At 51.8% G+C, this 19,991-nt stretch carries 21 protein-coding genes; 3 read left to right on the forward strand and 18 right to left on the reverse strand.

From position 1 onward, the window contains the following. Nucleotides 1-22: 22 nt before the first annotated feature. From EYB31_RS21795 to EYB31_RS21810, 4 genes are all read right to left on the reverse strand, one after another. Nucleotides 23-313 carry a hypothetical protein gene (locus tag EYB31_RS21795; RefSeq protein ID WP_131015538.1) on the reverse strand — a complete coding sequence of 97 codons (291 nt, stop codon included), beginning with the start codon at nt 311-313 and terminating at the stop codon, nt 23-25. Nucleotides 314-370: 57 nt separating this feature from the next. After that, the gene (locus EYB31_RS21800) at nt 371-862 is read right to left on the reverse strand and encodes an HPP family protein (RefSeq protein WP_131015539.1); all 492 of its coding nucleotides are present in this window, start codon (nt 860-862) and stop codon (nt 371-373) included. Between the two features lie 202 nt (nt 863-1,064). Further along, nucleotides 1,065-1,982, reverse strand: a complete 918-nt coding sequence (locus tag EYB31_RS21805; protein ID WP_131015540.1) for a hypothetical protein — start codon at nt 1,980-1,982, stop codon at nt 1,065-1,067. 125 nt (nt 1,983-2,107) lie between these two features. Beyond that, entirely contained in the window at nt 2,108-2,434 is a 327-nt protein-coding gene (locus EYB31_RS21810) for a hypothetical protein (RefSeq protein WP_131015541.1), read from the reverse strand. A 212-nt stretch (nt 2,435-2,646) separates the two neighbouring features. On the opposite strand from EYB31_RS21810, the gene EYB31_RS21815 reads away from it, so the two are divergent. Then, complete coding sequence (locus EYB31_RS21815) at nt 2,647-3,222, forward strand: pyridoxamine 5'-phosphate oxidase family protein (protein WP_131015542.1); 576 nt, start codon at nt 2,647-2,649, stop codon at nt 3,220-3,222. Between the two features lie 83 nt (nt 3,223-3,305). On the opposite strand, the gene EYB31_RS21820 is transcribed toward EYB31_RS21815, so the two are convergent. Beyond that, nucleotides 3,306-3,461 (reverse strand): DUF1540 domain-containing protein, encoded by a 156-nt coding sequence (locus EYB31_RS21820; RefSeq protein WP_131015543.1) that lies wholly within the window; start codon nt 3,459-3,461, stop codon nt 3,306-3,308. Nucleotides 3,462-3,549: 88 nt separating this feature from the next. On the opposite strand from EYB31_RS21820, the gene EYB31_RS21825 reads away from it, so the two are divergent. Then, entirely contained in the window at nt 3,550-3,852 is a 303-nt protein-coding gene (locus EYB31_RS21825; protein WP_131015544.1) for a hypothetical protein, read from the forward strand. Here EYB31_RS21825 and EYB31_RS21830 read toward each other — a convergent pair. The 3 genes from EYB31_RS21830 to fba form a co-directional block, all read right to left on the reverse strand. Beyond that, a complete protein-coding gene (locus EYB31_RS21830) occupies nt 3,840-4,076 on the reverse strand; it encodes a hypothetical protein (RefSeq protein WP_131015545.1) in 237 nt (78 codons plus the stop codon). The genes EYB31_RS21825 and EYB31_RS21830 overlap by 13 nt on opposite strands. 354 nt (nt 4,077-4,430) lie before the next feature. Beyond that, a complete protein-coding gene (locus EYB31_RS21835; RefSeq protein ID WP_131015546.1) occupies nt 4,431-5,453 on the reverse strand; it encodes a LacI family DNA-binding transcriptional regulator in 1,023 nt (340 codons plus the stop codon). Between the two features lie 72 nt (nt 5,454-5,525). Beyond that, nucleotides 5,526-6,389, reverse strand: coding sequence for a class II fructose-1,6-bisphosphate aldolase (fba, locus tag EYB31_RS21840; protein ID WP_131015547.1), 864 nt, complete (start codon nt 6,387-6,389; stop codon nt 5,526-5,528). 366 nt (nt 6,390-6,755) lie between these two features. Here fba and EYB31_RS21845 point away from each other — a divergent pair, with 366 nt between their 5' ends. Beyond that, the gene (locus tag EYB31_RS21845; protein ID WP_131015548.1) at nt 6,756-8,606 is read left to right on the forward strand and encodes a metallophosphoesterase family protein; all 1,851 of its coding nucleotides are present in this window, start codon (nt 6,756-6,758) and stop codon (nt 8,604-8,606) included. Nucleotides 8,607-9,271: 665 nt separating this feature from the next. Here EYB31_RS21845 and EYB31_RS21850 read toward each other — a convergent pair. The 10 genes from EYB31_RS21850 to EYB31_RS21895 all read right to left on the reverse strand — a co-directional run bounded on the left by EYB31_RS21850 (nt 9,272) and on the right by EYB31_RS21895 (nt 19,977). After that, nucleotides 9,272-9,793 (reverse strand): MgtC/SapB family protein, encoded by a 522-nt coding sequence (locus EYB31_RS21850; protein WP_240762706.1) that lies wholly within the window; start codon nt 9,791-9,793, stop codon nt 9,272-9,274. Nucleotides 9,794-9,972: 179 nt separating this feature from the next. Next, the gene (locus EYB31_RS21855) at nt 9,973-10,788 is read right to left on the reverse strand and encodes an inositol monophosphatase family protein (protein WP_240762707.1); all 816 of its coding nucleotides are present in this window, start codon (nt 10,786-10,788) and stop codon (nt 9,973-9,975) included. A 12-nt stretch (nt 10,789-10,800) separates the two neighbouring features. After that, nucleotides 10,801-11,766, reverse strand: a complete 966-nt coding sequence (locus EYB31_RS21860; RefSeq protein ID WP_131015550.1) for a metallophosphoesterase family protein — start codon at nt 11,764-11,766, stop codon at nt 10,801-10,803. A gap of 3 nt (nt 11,767-11,769) precedes the next feature. Next, a complete protein-coding gene (locus EYB31_RS21865) occupies nt 11,770-12,648 on the reverse strand; it encodes a Cof-type HAD-IIB family hydrolase (protein ID WP_131015551.1) in 879 nt (292 codons plus the stop codon). A 3-nt stretch (nt 12,649-12,651) separates the two neighbouring features. Further along, on the reverse strand, nt 12,652-13,413 hold the full coding sequence (locus tag EYB31_RS21870) for an MgtC/SapB family protein (protein WP_131015552.1): 762 nt from the start codon (nt 13,411-13,413) through the stop codon (nt 12,652-12,654). Between the two features lie 3 nt (nt 13,414-13,416). Further along, a complete protein-coding gene (locus tag EYB31_RS21875; protein ID WP_131015553.1) occupies nt 13,417-14,517 on the reverse strand; it encodes an ABC transporter ATP-binding protein in 1,101 nt (366 codons plus the stop codon). Between the two features lie 6 nt (nt 14,518-14,523). Beyond that, entirely contained in the window at nt 14,524-16,374 is a 1,851-nt protein-coding gene (locus EYB31_RS21880; RefSeq protein ID WP_240762709.1) for an ABC transporter permease, read from the reverse strand. An 81-nt stretch (nt 16,375-16,455) separates the two neighbouring features. Further along, nucleotides 16,456-17,817 carry a sulfatase family protein gene (locus EYB31_RS21885; RefSeq protein ID WP_131015554.1) on the reverse strand — a complete coding sequence of 454 codons (1,362 nt, stop codon included), beginning with the start codon at nt 17,815-17,817 and terminating at the stop codon, nt 16,456-16,458. A gap of 4 nt (nt 17,818-17,821) precedes the next feature. Beyond that, complete coding sequence (locus EYB31_RS21890) at nt 17,822-18,709, reverse strand: sugar phosphate isomerase/epimerase family protein (protein ID WP_131015555.1); 888 nt, start codon at nt 18,707-18,709, stop codon at nt 17,822-17,824. Between the two features lie 32 nt (nt 18,710-18,741). Beyond that, nucleotides 18,742-19,977 carry an ABC transporter substrate-binding protein gene (locus tag EYB31_RS21895; RefSeq protein WP_131015556.1) on the reverse strand — a complete coding sequence of 412 codons (1,236 nt, stop codon included), beginning with the start codon at nt 19,975-19,977 and terminating at the stop codon, nt 18,742-18,744. Nucleotides 19,978-19,991: the final 14 nt, after the last annotated feature.

Below are 19,991 nucleotides of genomic sequence, written 5' to 3' on the forward strand. Positions count from 1 at the left end.
AAGAGTCCCTATGTGTTTTGTTTTAAGCTATATGTCGTACATACGAGTAGATCGAATAAATCTCTTCCTTAAAATCGTCTCTGAGCCACTGCCATGTGTTTGTCGTCTTAAAATACTTCGCGCATTTGGCGATATCTAGCAAAGTGTCCGTTGACATATGGAAGATTAACGGATTCGGATCGGGCGGAATCACTTCCAGAAACGTCCGGATTCGCTCTGCTTCTTGAGGTAAAATATCAGGCCAGGTGACTTCAAGCGCTATGGATATAGCATGTTTGAAAGCGACGGGATTTTTGATGCACAACTGAAACATAGAATCACTCCGCTCTATCTAAATTGAACAAGCTTCTATGTTAGCAGTATATCCCTATCATCTAGTTTTAACCGACTTGATAAATAAATATTTTTTGCGTAGCTCTTGCGCAAAAGGCAACTTGACCGCGTGACGCGCTGCCGCATCGGCAAGGCCGATCAGCACAAACAAGCTCGTTAACGACAAGAACACAAACAGCGGGGTCAGCCACAAGTGCTGCGGATGGCTGAAAAATGGAATTAACGCAATCGCCATGATAGGCGGCGCGTTGAGCTTATACTTTTTATTCGCCCACATGACTAGCAATGAAACTAGCAGGATCGACAGGGCGCCTGGATATATAAAATAAAATAGACAGCCGACAACCGAAGAAACTGCCGCGCCGATAATGACTTTGACAATCTCGATTCTTTCGAAAGATCGTGTCGTAAACAAAACGCAGAATGCTCCGAGCGTCGGGTAAAAAACCATATGCATCGCCGGTACTTTAAGAGAGATCCAATAGGTTGCCATTAGAAAAAGAGAGGCACTTAATAACTTTATGTTCATGTTCCATCCTAGGTAGCTGTTTTTCGTCAAAAGATGCAAAAAGTTGACGCGAATTCAAATATACACAACCCTATCGGAATTATCAATCTTTTTTTTAGCAAAAAACCGCACCATGGCCTCGAAGATCGCCTCGCTGCCCGGATAATACCCGGCAACAGAAGCGCTTCTTAGCCTGGAGCGGCGTTATTCCTCGTTATTATCCTTATTCCAGATCGCCCGCCATCTGCTCGCGCAGCAGTTTGACCGCGGTATTAAATTCATAATAAGCTTCTTCATATTGGGCAAGAGCCGCCCTGTTTCTTTCTACGTCCACTCTCTCGCTAATTAACTTCCGCAGCTTCCGGATGTGCTGAGCCAGCTCTTCGCTATCGATTTGCAGTGTAGCGATCACATTGCTAAAGTCCACATTCCGGTAAGGAGAAGGTTTCGGCTTCGGCACGGGGGCAGGGGCTGGAGCCGGCGCAACCGGAGGAGCCGCTTGCACAACCGGCACTTCCTTAACTGCGCTAACGCTGGAAGCCTGAGATGCCTGCTGCTTTGGCGCTTCTTCAGGAGCCGATTTTGACAATGCCGCAGCGACTTCCATCCTCGAGATGTGAGCATCCGCATGAGCATCCGCATCCGTTCCTTTACCGCCGCTAATCCGCTGCGGCACGGACGCAGGAGATTCCGGACGCGGCATCGAAGACGAACCTGCCGGTTTTCTAGCGCCGCTAGTTCTTGACGGCACAAATTCCCCAGGAGCCTGCTGCGGATTTGGCGCCGCTTTTGGCTTGAGGCTGAAGTCAGGCGTTTGTTCAGGCTCTAATGACGCCTGCCGCGGAAGATCGGGTTCGGAATCCTTCTCGGAAGACGGCTTCGATTTTCCCCGCTGCTGCCGGGTATAAAGACCGCCGGGTTTGCATTCGTTGAAATAAAACGCCATCATCTCGTTATGGTCGATCAACAGCACTGCGTTATCCTTATCGGGATTGGAGAAATATTGATCCAGCAGATGGCTGCTGATCGTTCCGCTCTTATCCCCGCTTTTAACGAATTTATCATAAAGAACTTCCGATGCCAATTGAAAATCGCAGCCATCGATAATTTTCCTGTATTTCCACTTCTGAATAATATTCAAACCCATCATCCTTACCGTCCCATAATTCTCGAGGTGCGCAGGGAAATTTTCCCCGCCTATTATCTATTCTCTGTCTTTCGATGGAATCCTCCCGGGGAGAATAATTAGCGTCTAAAGTTCCCCGCTTATTTTTTGGGCCCTTTTACGGCTTGCTGCAGCTTTTCCAAATCGGTGATGCCCAGATTGATGAGCGATTGACCTGCCTCCATATGGACGCTGGCCAGCAGGCTGATGCTTGAATTGGGTACAAGCGAAGATTTAAACTCGTGAAACAGCAGAGGTTTGTATGTTCGCAGCACGGTGAGAAATTCTACGGTCGGCGGTACAAAATGGCGAATTTCGGACACCTTCCAAAAAAAATCTCTAACCAGCATAATATCCGTTCCCGTTTTGTTCAATTTACGAATCATCTCAAAAAACTCATCGATCAGCTGCTGCCGATCTACCGCCATAATGCAGACCTCCTAAAAAAGGGTCGACTTGAATAATTCGAAAGTCCCACAAAATTCCTGAATCATTCAAATTATATCAGGTTTTAAGCAAAAAGTAAGTTCCCCTATCCCATAATATAGGGATATTCTCCTAGTTTATTTTTATGACGTGATTTTCCAAATCGTGGTATAATTTGTGAAGAAATCTGTTTTGATAAGGAAGGTGCATTGCTGTGGGAAAACGATTTAATGCCATGCTGCCTGAACACGAACAATTTATCAAAAAACAAAAATTATTTTTTGTCGCATCGGCCCCTTCTGAAGGACATGTCAACATCTCGCCGAAAGGATACGATGCGCTCCGCATCTTTTCTCCGACAGAGGTGGCTTATCTTGACTTGACGGGCAGCGGCAACGAAACAAGCGCCCATCTGGAAGAGAACGGCAGAATTACATTTATGTTCGCCGCTTTTGAGGGCAGCCCGTTGATCTTGCGGTTGTACGGGACCGGACGAGTGATTGTGCCAACCATGCCGGAATGGAATGAATGGATTAGCCATTTTGAGCTTCTGCCAGGGGCGAGGCAAATCATTAAAGCGGATATTCACGCGGTTAGCACTTCGTGCGGCTTTGGAGTGCCTCTCTTTTCTTTCGAGCGCGAACGCGATACACTGCTGCAATCAGCTCGCAAAAAAGGCGAAGAAACGCTTCACCAGTACCGAAAAGACAAAAACAGCCTTAGTATAGACGGCTTGGTGACAACGCTGGGAAAACAATATTTTGCAAAAACGTCTTCCGATTCGGAATAATATTGATAATAATTATCATTCTTGGTTATAATTTAAAAAGGAAGGGACAGCTCGCGGCTGCCCCTCCGATTCCCGACATGAAATTAAATTTTCGATTCGAATGTTTTGCAGTCGGTTTCCTCTGCGTTATGAGCCGATTTCCCGCGGTTATTCACAACGTAAATAGAGGAAGCGTTGCATTGATTTCCTGCCGCCCAATACTTGCAAGAATTCACTTCACAAAGCACGTCTTTGGCCATCCTTATCACCTCCTTTCTTTTAGGATGGTCGAACTATGCCTCTTTATACCTTATCGTACAATCTTTTATACAAGCTGGTGAAAGAGACATGGCATTCGGAATTAAAAGAGAAGAACTTACAAGCTGGAAAGAAGCGGTACTGCGCGGTGAGATCGCTTACCTGACGCATTATTGGCTCGATCCCCGGTTTCCCGGAGTTCGTACGGTGACAAAGGTCGGCTGCTCCGATCTCGAACGTTTGACGCGCTGGTGCACAGAGAACGGTCTCAATCCCAAATACATTCATCATCGCCCGCCATTCCCGCATTTCGACCTCATCGGCCCGAAACAAAAAGAAATTTTGCAAAAAGAACACTTATGGGATCAGCTTCAGCGGTTTCATCTGGATTGATTACGGCTCGGCGCGCAGCACGCGGCGAGCTCTTCGGTTTGCCGTTTTATCCGCATGACAACATTCGCACTGCACAAGCTGGCCTCCGCCATCTCGGCAGACCAAGCTTGGAACGGACGAACCCGGCGCTGCATACCGACAATCCGGTTCCGCAAACGATGAGCAAAAGCAACTGCATAATGTTGTATTGCCGCCGAATCACGGTGCGTCTCCGTTAACTTCACCTTAGCCAGCCCCCTTTGGTCCACTTATTTACATCTATCATCCCCTAAAATGTTCCGCTCCATCCTCTTGATCCGCTGCATCGGCCTCCCGCCTACCGCGACCACTGAAAAAGTGAACGCTGCATAAGCGAATCATGCTTACGATCGCCCATTGTCCCTGAATTTCTTGAATGTACCTGCTTGCGGCAGGTGAAATTCGGAGACACAAGCGAACGCTGACGCTTCTCCAGCATGATTTCGCTCACTTAAGCTGCTTTTTCAGCGACCTCCCTACCGCAACCAAGCTTTTTTGCAAACGCAAAAAAACCGCACCTCCATTGGCGCGGTCTGGCATCATTTCTAGGTTATCGGCCGTTATATGGTCCTGCGCATAACAGGCGGATGTCCCGTCGATTCGCGGATCACAATTTCGGGACTCAGGACAATGCGCTGTTTCACAGGCAGTTCCTTGTTCAGCTCCTTGACAAGTAAATCCACAGCAAGCTTGCCCATATGCTCGATGGGCTGGGAGACGGCGGTCAGCGCCGGAGACATGACCGATGCAAGCACCGTATTGTCAAAACTGATGACAGATACTTGATCCGGCACATGGATCTTGAGCTGCGCCGCCGCTTGTAAAGCCCCCACTGCAAGCAGGTCGCTGCAGCAGAACAACGCAGTCGGCGGATGCTTCAAGCTGAGCAGCCCAAGCGCTTTCCCCCGCCCGTCATCCATCCGGTATTCGCAAGCTTGAATGCAATCTTCGAAGATGACCAGGCCGGCATCTTCAACCGCCCTTTTAAACCCTCTCACCCGTTCTCTGCTGCTCGGAACCTTCATATTTTCCGCCAAGACGCCAAAGCGGGAATGTCCTAGTTTAAGCAGATGGGTGGCCGCCAGGAAACCTCCGATAAAATCGTCGACCAGAACAGTCGGAACGGAAAGCGCGGGCATTTCCCGGGCAATTAATGCGACGGGAAACGATTTTTCCGCAAGTCTCCGCAAAATATCCTTATCTTCAATGCCGGTGCCGATAATAAGCCCGTCCACACTTTTTTGATACAATAATGAAATATAACGCTGGGCACGTTCGTCTTGATTATCCGTGCTGCATATCACTACGCTGTATCCGTGCCGTTGTCCTTGATCCTCCACCGCTCTGGCGATTTCGCCAAAAAACGGATTTGAAATATCCGGTATAAGCAGTCCCAGCGTAAACGTTTTTTTGTTCGTTAAGGCGGCGGCGATCACACTAGGCTGATATTTCAGCCGTTCTATGACCCTCATGATCTCCGCTCGTCTCGCTTGGCTGATTTTTCCTTTGCCGTTAATCACTTTGGAGACTGTGGCGATCGACACGCCGGCTTCTTTGGCTACATCGTAAATGGTTATTTTCATCCCTGTACCTCTTAACCCCTGCGGCATGCAAGGTATGGTGATCGGAAAGAAAGATACGGCAAGCGGGTTCGCTTAAGCTTTCCCTGCGCAGCCGAATTGGCGCATTTTGGCGGCAACGGCGGATTTAACGGCGTCTCGGCCCGGTCCCAAATAATGACGCACATCGTACATCGCTTCGTTCTCGGTCAGCAGCTTGCGGACGGTTGCTGTGCAAATCATCTGATTGTCTGTATTTACGTTGATTTTGCATGTGCCCAGCGAAATGGCCCGGCTAATCTCATCGTCCGGCAATCCGCTGCCTCCATGAAGCACAAGCGGCAGTCCCGTCAGCTGCTGGATTTTCTCCATCTGGGCAAAACCAAGCTTCGGCTGACCGCGGTAAGGTCCATGCACGGAACCTAGCGCCGGCGCCAGACAGTCGATTCCCGTTTCTTGCACAAGCCGCGCGCAATCTTCCGGCACTGCATACATCGCTTCAGCCTCATCGACAACCAGATCGTCTTCGCGTCCAGTGATACGGCCCAGCTCGGCTTCCACCGTAACGCCGAGTACATGCGCAATCTCCGTGATGCGCCGCGTCAGCTCGATATTCTCCTCCAGCGGGTGATGCGAAGCATCCATCATCACCGATGTAAAGCCGGCATGAATGGCTTTCACGCACACGTCAAAAGACGATCCATGATCCAGATGCAGCGCCACAGGCACTTGAACCTCATAATAATCGATTAGCGATTTCACCATGCCCGCGATGGTCGGCAAACCGCCCATGTACGGAATATAAGCCTCGCTGACTCCCAAAATCACCGGAGAACGCTCCTCCTTGGCCGCTTGCAGAATAGCCTGCGTAAACTCCAGGTTATTCAAATTAAACTGACCAACCGCGTACCGTCCTTCCAATGCTTGCAGCAGCATCTCTTTCATCGATACAAGTGCCATATGTTTTCTTCCTCCCCTAAGTCTCTGCCCCCGTTTCTCAAACCGACGGAGACGTTATGTATATGGACGGCCATCCCTTTGACAGCCCATTCCTGTTCATCATAACACAAAAAGGTAACCGCTTACCCTTAATTGATTGGTAAATTCGAAAAAATTCTCCGGTAACGTTACCAATATTCTAAATGAAGCGGTTTCATTTGTCAAACATTGAAATTCCTTCGTTAACATCCTCTCGCGCGGGATTCCGATTGCTATGTAAAAGCAGTTCGTCAGAGGGACGATTTTCGCCGCTTTTTGTACTTGACGGCCTCTCGATTTATTGCTAATCTGCATTATAAAACTGAATACGCAAGGGAGAGAAACCCCATGAGAATTGTTGTGATCGGCGATTTTCACCTAGACCAGGACGATGATGCAATGACGGCTAACGCGATGGAAGATATCGCCCACTGTAAGCCGGATCTTGTCGTACCGCTGGGTGACTTCGGCAGTAAACCGCTGACCGGGGGTATTGAGGGCATGCACGAGGTTAAGCGTTTTCTCGATTCTATTCCTGCATCGATGCGCCCGATCCTCGGCAATCACGATTTACAGCGCGAATCCGGCACAGGTCCGCAGCCCAAAGGCACGATGGAACGCGAGCTTGTCAAGTTATTTCAGCTGGAGCACCCTTACGGCGTCCTGGAATACGAGCATTTTCGGCTGTTTTTTGCCTCAACGGAACCGCAACCCGCCGATTCTTGCTATCAAGTGCAAGAATGTTATGCAACGGAGCAGCAGTTTTCGTGGCTCGTTAATGAGCTCAAGAAACGGCCCGGAGTGCCGGTCATTTTCTTCACCCATGCTCCGCCGATCGGCTGCGGCTTACGGACGGTGCCTTACGTTCATGTCAAATCGACCAATGCCTACCTCGACCAAAATCACGATCCTTACCGCTGGCGGCAGCTGTATTCAGACTTCCCGGAAATTGTCATGTGGTTCTCGGCACATTATCACCTGGGGCATGGCCACCCGGATTCTCACACCGTACGAAGCGGAACCCATTTCTTCATGACCGGCGTCCACAGTAAATTTACCCGCGACGGCAACAGGCAATCACGTATCATTGACATCACGGACGAAGGCGTCGAAGTGTTAACGCTGGACCATATCCAACGAACCGTTACACAGGAAGGCGGCTATTGTCATCGGAAGCCGCTTTATTCCCTCATGGAAGGTACAGAGGAACCCGCGAACCTTGCGGCACCGGCGCAGCTGTCTTGCGGAGACAAGCTGCTTGAGCGTAGCGCGGTCTGTTCGGTTGGGGAACAGCCGGCGATTGCCCAAGGCATCCACCCGCTTAGCTCCGAACGGTACATCGTTACCACGGAAGAAGGCTACAGCTGGGAGGTGGAGCCCGAATCCGAAGCGGTGATCGGGACTTTGCACATCGGCGCGGCGTTAAAAACGATTGCCGTAGCGGACGAATCGTTATGGATGGCATGGGACGGGCATATCGGAAATACCGCTCTGGACAGTTTGTGGCGATTCGTACGCAAACCCGAGCAGGAATGGCCTGCCCGGAAATGGCTAGCGGAAGCTCCTGTCGAACGCCTGACAGCTCATCCGTCCGGCGGGGTATGGGCCGCATCCTCCGGTGCCGTCCGGCGGATCGCTAACGTGCAGGGCGATTCGAATTCCGCTGTCCTCAACTTAAGCGCCGAGCCGTCGAAGCTCGTCGCAAGCCAAGAGGACGTGTGGATTTTGGGCCGGGACGGCCGTTTGTGGCGCTGGGATGGGACGAGCGACGAAGCTATGCAGACAGCCGAACGGCTTGCCGCCTTTGATGCGCAAGACGGCAGCTGGGCGGGAATAACCTGCGAGCAAGGGACATGGAGCGTGCATGTACACCGGAGCGGGCAAACCGAAGCTGTCATCGTTCCTCTCCCGGAATCTGAGATTTCGGCGCTTAACGAAAGCACTCTAGACGCCGATTTGGTGCTGCTTGACGACAATTCTGCCGTCGCGCTGCTGAACGGCAAGGTCTATTATATTGATTTAACGCAGTACGCTTCATACCTGCTGTCCGAGAACGGGGGAGGCACCGCCACCGCGATTGCCCGCTCGCTGCCGCGTTCCGGAGCGCAAGAGCCGTATTGCCGGTTTGCTGTAAGCCGCAAACAGCATCCCGTGCTGGGACGGCCGCAGTTGGAGCTGTGGACGGTTCGGAACGCGTAAGGGGCTTATTATGCTAGACATTGCTTGATGCGCCAAAGAACTGCCGGAAAGGGCTGAGCGCTAGTCGGATAATAATAACCTAGCGGAAAAAATCGCCGCTAGGTCCTTTTTCGTGCGGTGAGCCGCTCTTTGCCTGTGTGGAGGGATGGATAGCTTTCGCCCGTAAGCATCACTTGACCTGCGAATCGTCTCGGCCCAACGCTAACGATCAGCACTATGCATGCGAATGGCAGGCTCCAACGCTAATGGTCAGCAGCGCACTTATTTGGGCAAAAAAGTCGAGGTTTGTTTTTTTACGGACAGGGACGCACTTATTTGCTCAAAAAGCCAGGGAAACCACGGTGATAGGCAAAATAACGACGCTGGTGTCCGCTGCACTTTGTAAACCTCTGATATTGTTTAAATTGCAGCGCTCACATCCGTTAGCGGGGGGTGGATGATCCATGTTGGGATATGCACAATGAATCGACAGTCTCCGAGATCCGTTAAAGTAAATTAGGCGTATCCGCCCGTCAGCTACCTGCAAGCAACGTTCATTCAGGATCAATCCACTAGCATGATTATAATAAAAAGACGAGGCTTTGGCCGGTTCCCCGGTCTAAAACCTCGTCTTTTTATATACTGCAGCTCTTTATATACCGCGTCTTTTATACCACTCCGCGGCATTAAGCTTTATGCGCTTCACTTTCCTTATGTGGCTTTCTTCTTGCCATCAGGAAGCTTTCAAACCTGCTGAGACCGATCTGTATGGCCAAAACAAGCGCAGTAAATACAATCGCGCAAAAGTAAAAACCCGCGCCAACGCAAAGCCCAACTACGGCCACAATCCATACGGATGCCGCCGTCGTTAAGCCGATGACCGTTTCTTTCTTCTGCAGGATCGCTCCGGCCCCAAGAAAACCAATCCCGCTGATGACCTGCGCAGCCAAGCGGGCCGGGTCGGCCAGCAAATTAGGCTCCGCGTTCGGATCCGCTGGGTGATTTGAAGAATCAAGGTATAGATCGGAGAATCCGTAGATCGAAAGCAGCATAAGCGAGGCAGTCCCTATCGCCACGAGGATATGTGTCCGAAAGCCGGCGGCATGCTGCTTCCAGCCGCGTTCGAAGCCGATGGCTCCGGCCAGAGCGGCGGCGAGCAGCAACCTCAATACGACTCCCGATAAGCTGATATGCCATATATCGTTCACGATATGCCTCCTTTCCTTGTGTTCAGCGTAAATGCTTTTACCCATTATATGCGATGTCAGCCGCGGGCGAAAGACCTTTATACGGAAAAATGCCTCCGACGCCAGCGCAGCATAAATAAGAGGCAAGTGCTGTGCATTAGAGATTCGCAGAAGCGGGCCCAGTCACTGCGGTTGCACAGTTAATAACCAAGCGGCTTCAGAACCGCAATGAGCGATTCGTGAATCCCCTTATTGCTCCCGACGATATGCCTTGTCGCCAAACTGTACGGATTGCCCTGCGCGTCCGATACCGTCCCTCCCGCTTCCTGGATAAGCAGCACGCCGGCGGCGATATCCCAGGCGTTCAGTCCGTACTCCCAGAAAGCGTGAAGTTTGCCGGCGGCAACGTATGCCAGATGGCAGGCAGCCGAACCTAAAGCGCGGACGGTCCGGCTTTGCGAGCCGATTTCGCGCAGGCTGTCAAACACGGCTTCGCGCATTTGCGGATCGGACGGAAATCCGGTCGACACCACGCTGCGGGAAAGCCCTTCGGTCTCAGCTACACGAATCGGCTTGCCGTTCAGGAACGCGCCTTTGCCTTTTTCCGCATAATACATATCGTCCCGGCAAGGATCATAAATGACGCCCACAGTCAATTCGCCCTTGCAGGCTAAAGCGATCGATACGGTAAATCCCGGAATGCGCTGCACAAAATTGCTCGTCCCGTCAATCGGATCGACGATCCATACAAAATCGTCTTCGGCTGCCGCCGCCAATCGGTCCGCTAAACTCGTTTCGTGCTGGAACGATTCTTCCTCGCCAAGAAACTTATGATCGGGGAACGCCTCACGCAGGCGGTCGCGGATCAGCTTCTCCGAAGCCTTATCGATCTCCGTCACCACGTCGAAGCTGGAGCTCTTTTCTTCCGTCACAAAATCGGTGTCCAGCTTGCTCTTAATCATCTTGCCCGCTTCGCGCGCAATATCCACTGCAACGTCCAAATAACTCAAACTCATGATAAGTCTCCTTTATTCCGCGATATGCGTATTTGAATTGCGTTTACCAAATGGGTCGATATACATCGGAGGATGAGCCAGGGGATCCGTTACCGTACTGCCGTCGGCGAGCCGCTGCCAAGTGTCGAATCCCTTCCTCCCTTCGTGAAGGCGAATCACTCTCGCCCCCCTTGCGTATTCTTCCGGCCCTTTGGCGCCAAATCCGGTCAAGCGGCAATAGCTAAGACGAATGCCGTGCAAATCGCCGTAGAAGTCATTGAGATGGCAATGGCCGACAAAAGTGCCCATCACATCGCCTCGCTCCGCCATCACGGCAAACATGCCGGAGTTGATGCGCGGACTGTCGATGTGCTTGTTTTTTTCGCCGTAACACGTGTGAAAATCCCACACCTCGTTGTATTCGGGCAGCGGAATATGAAAAAAAGCGAGCGACGGAAGCGGCTCATTCCCGTTCTCCGCGGCAAGCGCAGCCGATTGCTCGTCATACCAGCCGATCTGGCTGCGATCCAGCCACTCGGTGCCGCCAAATTCCCGGCTCGTCTTCGCTCCCGAATCCAGCATGTACAGCGCAGCCGCAGTCTGGTCGGAACGGCTGGCTTCAATACGCAGCATATAATTGGATACGCCTTTGATGTGCTCCGGTCCGCAGCGGAACAAGCTGCCCGGCATATTTTGCAGCATCTCGGCGAAACGTTCGATCGGCTCCGGACATTCATGCTCGTGATTGCCAAAAACAAAAGCCCACGGCAAGCCGCTGTCGCAAAGCGCCGAAACCGCTTCGGCAAAAGCCGAAAGCGGTTCTGGACACCCTTTTTTATCGATGACGTCTCCGGTTACGACAATCAGATCCGGCTGCTCGGCCGCGATCGTCCACCGCATGAACTCCACCGTTCTCCGGTCGGATTCCTCGCCCAGCTTCCAATGAATGTCTGTAAATTGAACGATAGTGAAACTTCCATCATCTCTAAATTTCAGCATAAGTTAGGCCAATTCCTTCCGTTGTTCCAAAATATGCTCGATTATGGAAGCAATGGCATGATCCTCATGATGGACTGTAATTGCGTCGGCAGCTTCCTTGAGCTGTGGATGGGCATTTTCCACCGCGTAACCGCGATCGGCGCTTTGAATCATCGTCAAATCGTTCAAATTGTCCCCGACGGCGATCGTATACAGCGTTTCCCGCTGCAGCATTCGGGTCAATTCCTCCAAGGTTGTGCCTTTGGATACTCCTTCCGGCAATATTTCCAAATAATTCGATTCGGAATACACCGTTTCGCAAGGAAGCGCATGCTTCACGAGCAACTCTTCATATGCCTTCAGCAGCGATGGAGGAGAACCGATGAGCAATATTTTCGTGACCTCGGACGGTACTTCATCTTTGTCTATAAGGATGCAGTTCACCCCGTCCTTGCGTTCATGACGCTCCAATATCTCGCACCGCCGGGTTGTGAATACTTTGCCGTCCTTATAGAACAGCAAGGCGATATTGTCGGAAACTAATGCCAGCATGTCATCCCACAGCTTGCGCGGAATATGGACGTATTTCTCGAAAAGCACCTTACCGCTTGCAGGATGAACGATTTTCGCTCCATTATACAAAATCAGCGGCAAATCGATGCCAAGCTGGCGCACAAACGGCTCCACCGATTGCTCGATGCGCCCCGTGGCGAGTGTAAAAAGCCCGCCCATATCCGTAAACCGGCGAATGGCGTCTTCGTTCTCCGGACTAATTTGGTGCGATTTGTTCAGCAGCGTCCCGTCAAGGTCGCTTATAATCAGTATGTTGTTCACTGGTTCCACCTGCCTGTTCCATATCTCTTTAGGTCTATCCGGCGAAAGCAAGCCGTCGTATTTATTCATCTTTTATAAAAAAACTGTTCGCTCTTTGGCTCCGCTTTGTTTAAACCCGGGCAGCCCGGACACTTCCATGCCGATGACCACGTCCAACGCAGAAATCCGCTCCAGCGCCGCAGTAAACTTCTCCGGTTTCGTCACCTTCAGCGCAAAAACGATCAGCATGGTCGCCGTGTCGCAGCCGTCTTGGCTCAGCGGTTCTCCCTGAATCATTTTCAGATTGGCGATTTGCACGTCCTGCTCGCCGAATATCGAGGCAATCGTGCCAAGCGCGCCGGGCTGGTCGAATATTTTAATTTCAACCTCGCGGTTTCTGCGGTCCTTCAGCAGCACCTTCTCCCATTTATTCAGAAGGTATAAGCTAATCAGCACCATCAGGGTGCATACGAGCGCCCCGGTGAAAAAACCGGCCCCTACGCATAAGCCAATCGCGGCCACAACCCAAACGGACGCCGCCGTCGTCAGCCCTTTGATCACGTTGCCGTTGCGGAGAATCGCTCCGGCTCCGAGGAAACCGATGCCGCTGATGACTTGTGCCGCCAGACGGGCCGGATCGACACGAACGTTTGTTTCATTGACGAATTCGGAGAATCCGTAAATCGACAGCAGCATGATCGTCGTCGAACCAAGGCACACGAGAATGTGCGTGCGGAATCCGGCGGCATGATTGCTCCATTCCCTTTCAATGCCGATCAAGCCGCCGAGCACGGCGGCAACGACCATGCGGATGACAAGCTCCCAATGGGTGATTTGCCAGATGTTATGCGCCATAACTTACGGTTCGCGGGAAACGAGCTTGCCCGTGCCTTTGTCGTAAACGTTCACCTTGGAAACGGGGAATTTCACCCAAACCATTTTGCCCATCGTGTATTCCATCTCGCCGATCACCTTGGCCAGAATCATCAAATCTCCCTGCACCGACAGCTGGACAAGCGTTTCCGAGCCTGCCGGCAAAATCGAATACACGCTGCATACGATCCCGTCTTCAATCGGTTCGTTGGATACCTCGATGTCTTCCGGATAAATGGCCAGCACCACTTGGTCACTTGGCGGCTGAGCGCATGGAACATCCAGCTTGCCCAGCTCCGACTCGGTCTGAATGCTGCCTGCGTTATAACGGCATTTGGCGTCGACGAAATTGATTTTCGGGTTGCCGATAAAGTCGGCCACCCGGATATCCGCCGGATGACGGTAGATGTTGCGCGGCGTGTCAACCTGCACCAGATTGCCTTCGAAGAAGACGGCGATTTTCGTCGACAACGTAAGCGCCTCTACCTGGTCGTGGGTGACGTAAATAATCGTTGTCCCCAGTTCCTTGTGCAGCCGCTTCAGCTCGGCCCGCATCTCCAGCCGCAGCTTGGCGTCCAGGTTGGAAAGCGGCTCGTCGAGCAGCAGTATTTTCGGTTCGGTGACAATCGCCCGGGCGATCGCGACACGCTGCTGCTGACCGCCGGACAATTCGGACGGATAACGGTCCTTCAGGTTAAAGATGCGCATTTTTTCCAATGCGTTCTCCACCCGTTCTTTGGTTTCCGCTTTACTCGTTTTCTGCAAATTCAGGCCAAAGGCAACGTTGTCGAAAACGGTCATATGCGGCCACAGCGCATAACTCTGGAACACCAAATTGAGACCGCGCTTGGAAGGCGGGGTGAAATGGCTGACCTGCCCGTTGACGATTTCTTTGCCGCCGATCGTAATGATGCCTTGCTCGGGATTTTCCAGGCCGGTAATGACCCGCAGCGTCGTTGTTTTGCCGCAGCCCGAAGGGCCCAGCAGCGTCATAAAGTCGCCTTCCTCGATCAAGAGATCGAGATCCTTCAGTATATGGTTGTTGTCGAAATATTTGTTAACCTTCTTCAGCTCAATTGTACTCATATCCTATTATCCTCCTATGCCTTTAGAGAGATCGGCTTTGCCTATCTTTGTTGCCAAGAAGTATGTGATCATGATGATGGCGATAATTAAGATAATAATCGCGTCGGCATACTGCTGATAGCCTTTTTCCGCATACCGGAAGGTCAGCGTCGTCAATGTGCCCGTATTGGGCGTTACGAGCAGCACGATCAAATCGAGTTCCTTCATCGCGCTTATAAAGAGCAGCAGGAAGCTGCTGAACAAACCTTTGCGGCTGAGCGGAAGCATGATTTTGCGGAACCGGTGGAACCAGGAGGCGCCTTGAATTTTGGCCGCTTCCTCCAGCTCCCCGCTGATCTGGAACATCGTGCTTGTTCCCGAGCGGGTGGCGAACGGCAGCTCTTTGACAATCGTAATCAAGATGACGATCGTCAAGGTTCCGTATAAGGCCGGAATGAGTAGCTGCGGTTTGGCGAACATCGACAAATAGATGGCCGAGAAGGAAATGCCCGGAATCAGATACGGTAAGAAGGACAACTGCTCAACCACTTTGCCGGACAGCGTTTTTCTCGCTTTACTGATAACATAACCGAGAATCAGACCGATAACCGAAGCGGATACGGCGGCAATCAGCGCGATGCGCAGCGAGTTTTTGAAGCCCATGAAAATACCGTCGTTCTTCAGCACGCCGACCTCGCCCGAATTGATATTGAAGTCGGAGTCGCCGACCCAGAAATGGGTGGTCAAATTGCCCAAGCTGTAATCGCCGTCATGCAGCATAAACGATTGCCAGAGCAGCAGCAGCAGCGGGAACACGCCTGCCGAAATCATAAAGAGCATCACGCCGGCGATCGCCGGAACCTTCCATTTGCCAAGCGGGGTCAAGGTCTTGCGGGAATCTTTGCCCCCGATCGTAGCATAACTTTTACGTCTGCCGATGGCGCGTTGGTTGATATAGATCGTCACGGAAGAGATGATAATCAGAATCAAGCTGAGCACGTAGGCATCGGAGATCAGCCGGTTTTTCATGCTGCCGTACAGCATTGTAGCGATCGTGTAATATTTGACCGGAAGTCCGAGAAACGCCGCCACGCCGAAGGTGCCCATCGTCTTGGAGAAGGTCAGGATAAACGCCGACAAAATCGCCGGCAGCACCAGCGGGAACGTGATTTTGCGGAGAATCGTCAACCGGCTTGCGCCGAGAATGTCCGCCATCTCTTCCAGACTGCTGTTGATCGAGCTTAATGCTACTGCAATCAGCAGGTAAAAAAACGTATAGTAATGCGCTGTCAGGTTCATCGTAATCGGGAAAAAGCCGTATGAAATCCAGTCGGGCGGATTGATATGGAACAAATACTGCAGCATCCCTTGCGAACCGCCGATCCGGTCGTTCTTAAACACGACCAGCCATGCGAACGATTTGATCCACGAGGGCAACATGTAAGGAATGATCGCCATGAAGGCAATCGACTTTTTGAACGGAATGTCGGTCCGGGTCACAAGCCAAGCCAACGCTCCGCCCAGGATCATCGACATAAAGGAAACGGCCACGGCGATATTAAACGAGTTCAGCAGCGGCTTGTAAAAAATCGACTGGCTGATGTCGCTGACCAGCACGTGCCACCAATGGTACAGCGTAAACTCGCCGGGCACTACGCCACGCGCTACCCGCGCATCTTCCGGCTGCCAGGTCAACGTGTGGGAGATGATTTCCCACAGTGGAATAACAATGGTGTAGCATAGAAATATGAAGGCAATGATACTGATCAGATGCAGCGGATTCGTTAAAATGTTCTTCAAAATGTTCAACAGACGGATCATGCTGAATTTGGATTTGACGGATTTACTGTTCGGCTTGGAATATTCAACCGAATTCACAAGCAATACACCCCTTCGTACGCGGCCGGATTTAGAATGAACTCGTTCCTAGAACGGATTAGTTATAGAACGGATTGTTTTTTAGAACGGATTGGTTCTGGCGGGCAGCGTATTTTCAGTTTCAATAAGTCGGTACAGCAGTTGTAAAATCAATTCGTCGCGAGTGGCCTTGTAATCGGGATCATTCCATATGTTGTTGAGCTGATAAGGGTCTTTGCGCAAATCGAAAAGCGCCCCTTCCCTGCCGTCACTCCAGACGGTCAGGCGATACTCGCTGCTGCGCAGCGTTTTCTCAAACACTTCGGCGGCGTTGATCCGTGAAACCTCGAAATTAAACTCGATTAAAGCAAACGGCGCGCGCTGCGGATCTTTGCCGTGCCTGATGAGGGGAAGCAAACTCCTCGCCTGCATCGAAGCCGGCTTCATGCAGCCTGTTAGGTCACATACGGTCGGCGCGATATCGAACAGTTGGACGATATCGTCGACTTCCTCCGGCCCGCCGCCGATCCCCGGCACCTTGACGATCATCGGAATGCGCACGCTCGGGTCTTCGGGTTTGCCCTTGCCCCACCTGCCGTAATCGCCGACAAAATCGCCATGGTCGCTGGATAAAATCACCGCCGTGGTCTCGGATAACCCGGATGCTTCCAGATAGTCAAGCACATCGCCGATACAATCATCCACATGCGACACCAACGTGTAATAATTGGCCTTCTTGCGCCGGATCTCGTTTTCGTTCTCCGGCGTTGCGCCGGATTGAAACGGCAAGGACAAGGCGTAAGGATCGTACCGCTCCTGCAAATCGTTAGGGATCGTATACGGCGAATGCGGGTCAAAGAAGCTGGTCCAGAGCATAAACGGCGATTGGCCGTGCTTCCGTAGGAAGTCGATTGACGTTTCGCTGACCCACCGGCTGTGCGAAGCTTTGGCCGGAAACTGGCCGACCGCGGACAACTGATCAGTCGCTTTGCTGACCCGCACCGCCCCGGGTTCTACCCGCACCGCTTCCGCATATTCCGGATAATTCCGCTCCACCCACTGCAAGTAGGGATCGCGGTACGTTCCTCGTTCATCGGTCACCTGCAAGGTCCGGTAACCGTAGGACGGGTGTGGCACGGTATGGTCGCGGTACGTATGATTCTGCACATGCAGCTTGCCGATATGTGCTGTATGGTAGCCGTTTTGGCTTACGATTTGGGGGAACGTGATCTCGGCTTCGGACAACTTGACTCCGCCCCCCCTGACTCCGTGAGCGTGTGGAAATCTCCCCGTCAACATGGACGATCTGGCCGGCATACAGGCCGGCGCATTCGTAAACGCATTCACAAACCGGGTACCGTTCCGGCACAGCCGATCCATGTTTGGCGTCCGGATCTCTTTGTTTCCGGCACAAGAGAGCGCATCCCATCTGAGCTGATCGACTGTGATGATAAGTATGTTCATACCATCACTCTACGGCTTCCTTCAGTCTCCGGACAGAAGCCAAAACATGCTCGCTTAACGACAATTCCTTGTCGAATTTATCCAACGTCAGTTCCAAATTGTAGATGCCACGGTATCCCGCTTGTTTCAAGGCATTTACGTAATGCTCAAGCGGCAAGCTCTTCGGCAAGGTTAACGGGTTATGCGTCCCTGTCGCCCCGAGCCCGTGAATATGAGTATGGAACGCTCTGTTTAAAAACCGCTCCATGGGAAGGTCTTCCATGATCTGCTCGGGCGGAAGTTTCATACCGTGCTCGTTTAACAAATTGGAATAGTAGTGGCCCATATCAAAACAGATGCCTACCCTCGGATGATCCGTTTCCTCCACCATCCGAACGACGCCGCCGATGGAGTCGCCCGGGTCGACTTTGCTCGACTTTTTCCGGTTGTTCTCCAGTGCGAATTGAAGCGGCAGCTGCTCGGCATCGACGATGGCCGCCCAACTGCGAAGCAATCGGACCGTCTCGCGGTGAAGCTCGTCTTCGGAGCCGGTTTTCGCTTCGAATGCATGGAGCGTCATATTGATATCGTTTTGGTACTTGTGGAAATGCTTGAGAATGTATGCCATTGAAGGATAGACCTCGACAAATCCGCTTCCCGGATGTTCGCCGGCCACATGACCATGGACGGATAATGATAAACCGGCATCCCAAATCGCCTGAATAACATCTTGATAAGAGGCGGGGTCAGCCCCTCGCGGAAGAATGCGAACTTCAATCGAACTGACCCCGGCAGTTTTGAGCGCGTCCAGCAGTTGTTCTACCTTGTCGTAATGTGCAATCAAATCATTGGTGGTCTCCCTGCTCGTTTTACCAAGAAACACAGGGCTTTGTATGGAAAATCCCAGCTTCATGCCGTTCACTCCTATCCGAATATGAAAATTTTCTATTGGTTTTTCAGCCAGAAATTAATAACATCTTTGCCAACGTTGTAAAATTCCGCGCTGTCGTATTGCCACACGTTGATTTTGTCGATCGTCGTTTTATTTTTGTTCGGCGCGTCGGACCGGGTCATAAAGGAACCTTCCTCGACGAATGGCAGCGTACCTTCGCCTTTACCGTCCGTTTCTCCGGCCATCCAGCGGATCAGCAGCTTCGCCGCGTTCGGATGCGGAGCTTTTTTGGCGACAAACGCAAACGCTTCGTTAACGACGGACGTCTTTGGTTTAATATCCCAAGCGATATCCGCTTTCAGCTTTTTGTCTTCCATCTTGCGGATGTCCCCGGAGACGCCCAGCGCGACCGGAGCCGGTTTGCCCGGCGCCGCTTTGCCGACGGCATCTTCACCGTCGCCCGCCGATTTGACAAGCACGATATTTTTGACAAACTGCTGGATAAATTCATACCCTGCATTTTTCGTTCCATTTAATACGATATCTTTACCGAACTTCTCTTTGTACGCCTGCGCCATTTCGTCCGCATGTACCACAAACGCGGCGAAGAAATCCATCTGGTCGGACGATTGCATCGGATCGGCAATCAAGACGCGGCCTTTCCATTCCGGCGTGGTCAAATCCCACCAATTGGTGACCGGCGACGTTTTATTCTGCTCCGTATTGTAGAAGAGCGTTCTGAACTCAAGATACGGAACGTATGCCAGCCCCTTGGATTTCCACGGCTCGAAAACATGGTCGGCGATATCTTGAGGCAAATATTTAAACAACATGCCTTTGTCGACCAGTTCCTCTTTAAAGCCGCCGCCAACTTCCTTGGTCAGCACTACGTCGGCATTAAAAATGTTAGCGCCTTGTTCGCGAATCAGCTTATCCATAATTACATTTGACTTTAAATCGAAGATTTCCAGCGTGACGCCCGGATATTGCTTCTCGAACGATTTCTTGACGTCGTTGATCCGGCCGGAGGTGGAATAAACCGATACTTTGCCCTCCCCTTTCGCTTTTGCGTACAGTTCATCGGCTTTCTCCGTCTTATACAAACCGGCGCTTTCCGCCCATGGATCCTTTTTCGGTTCGGCTGCAGGCGCCTGGGCGGCCGCACCGCTTTTCGCTTCCGTCTTGGGGGCTGCGGATCCCCCCTTCTCGATGTTCTCGTAGTTGCTGCAAGCTGCCAATACAACAAGTGAAGCCGTTACCAGAGTAGCCGCCATCGCTAATTTTTTCATAGCCCAAACACGCT

Source organism: Paenibacillus thalictri, assembly GCF_004307995.1.
GTDB lineage: Bacteria > Bacillota > Bacilli > Paenibacillales > NBRC-103111 > Paenibacillus_AF > Paenibacillus_AF thalictri.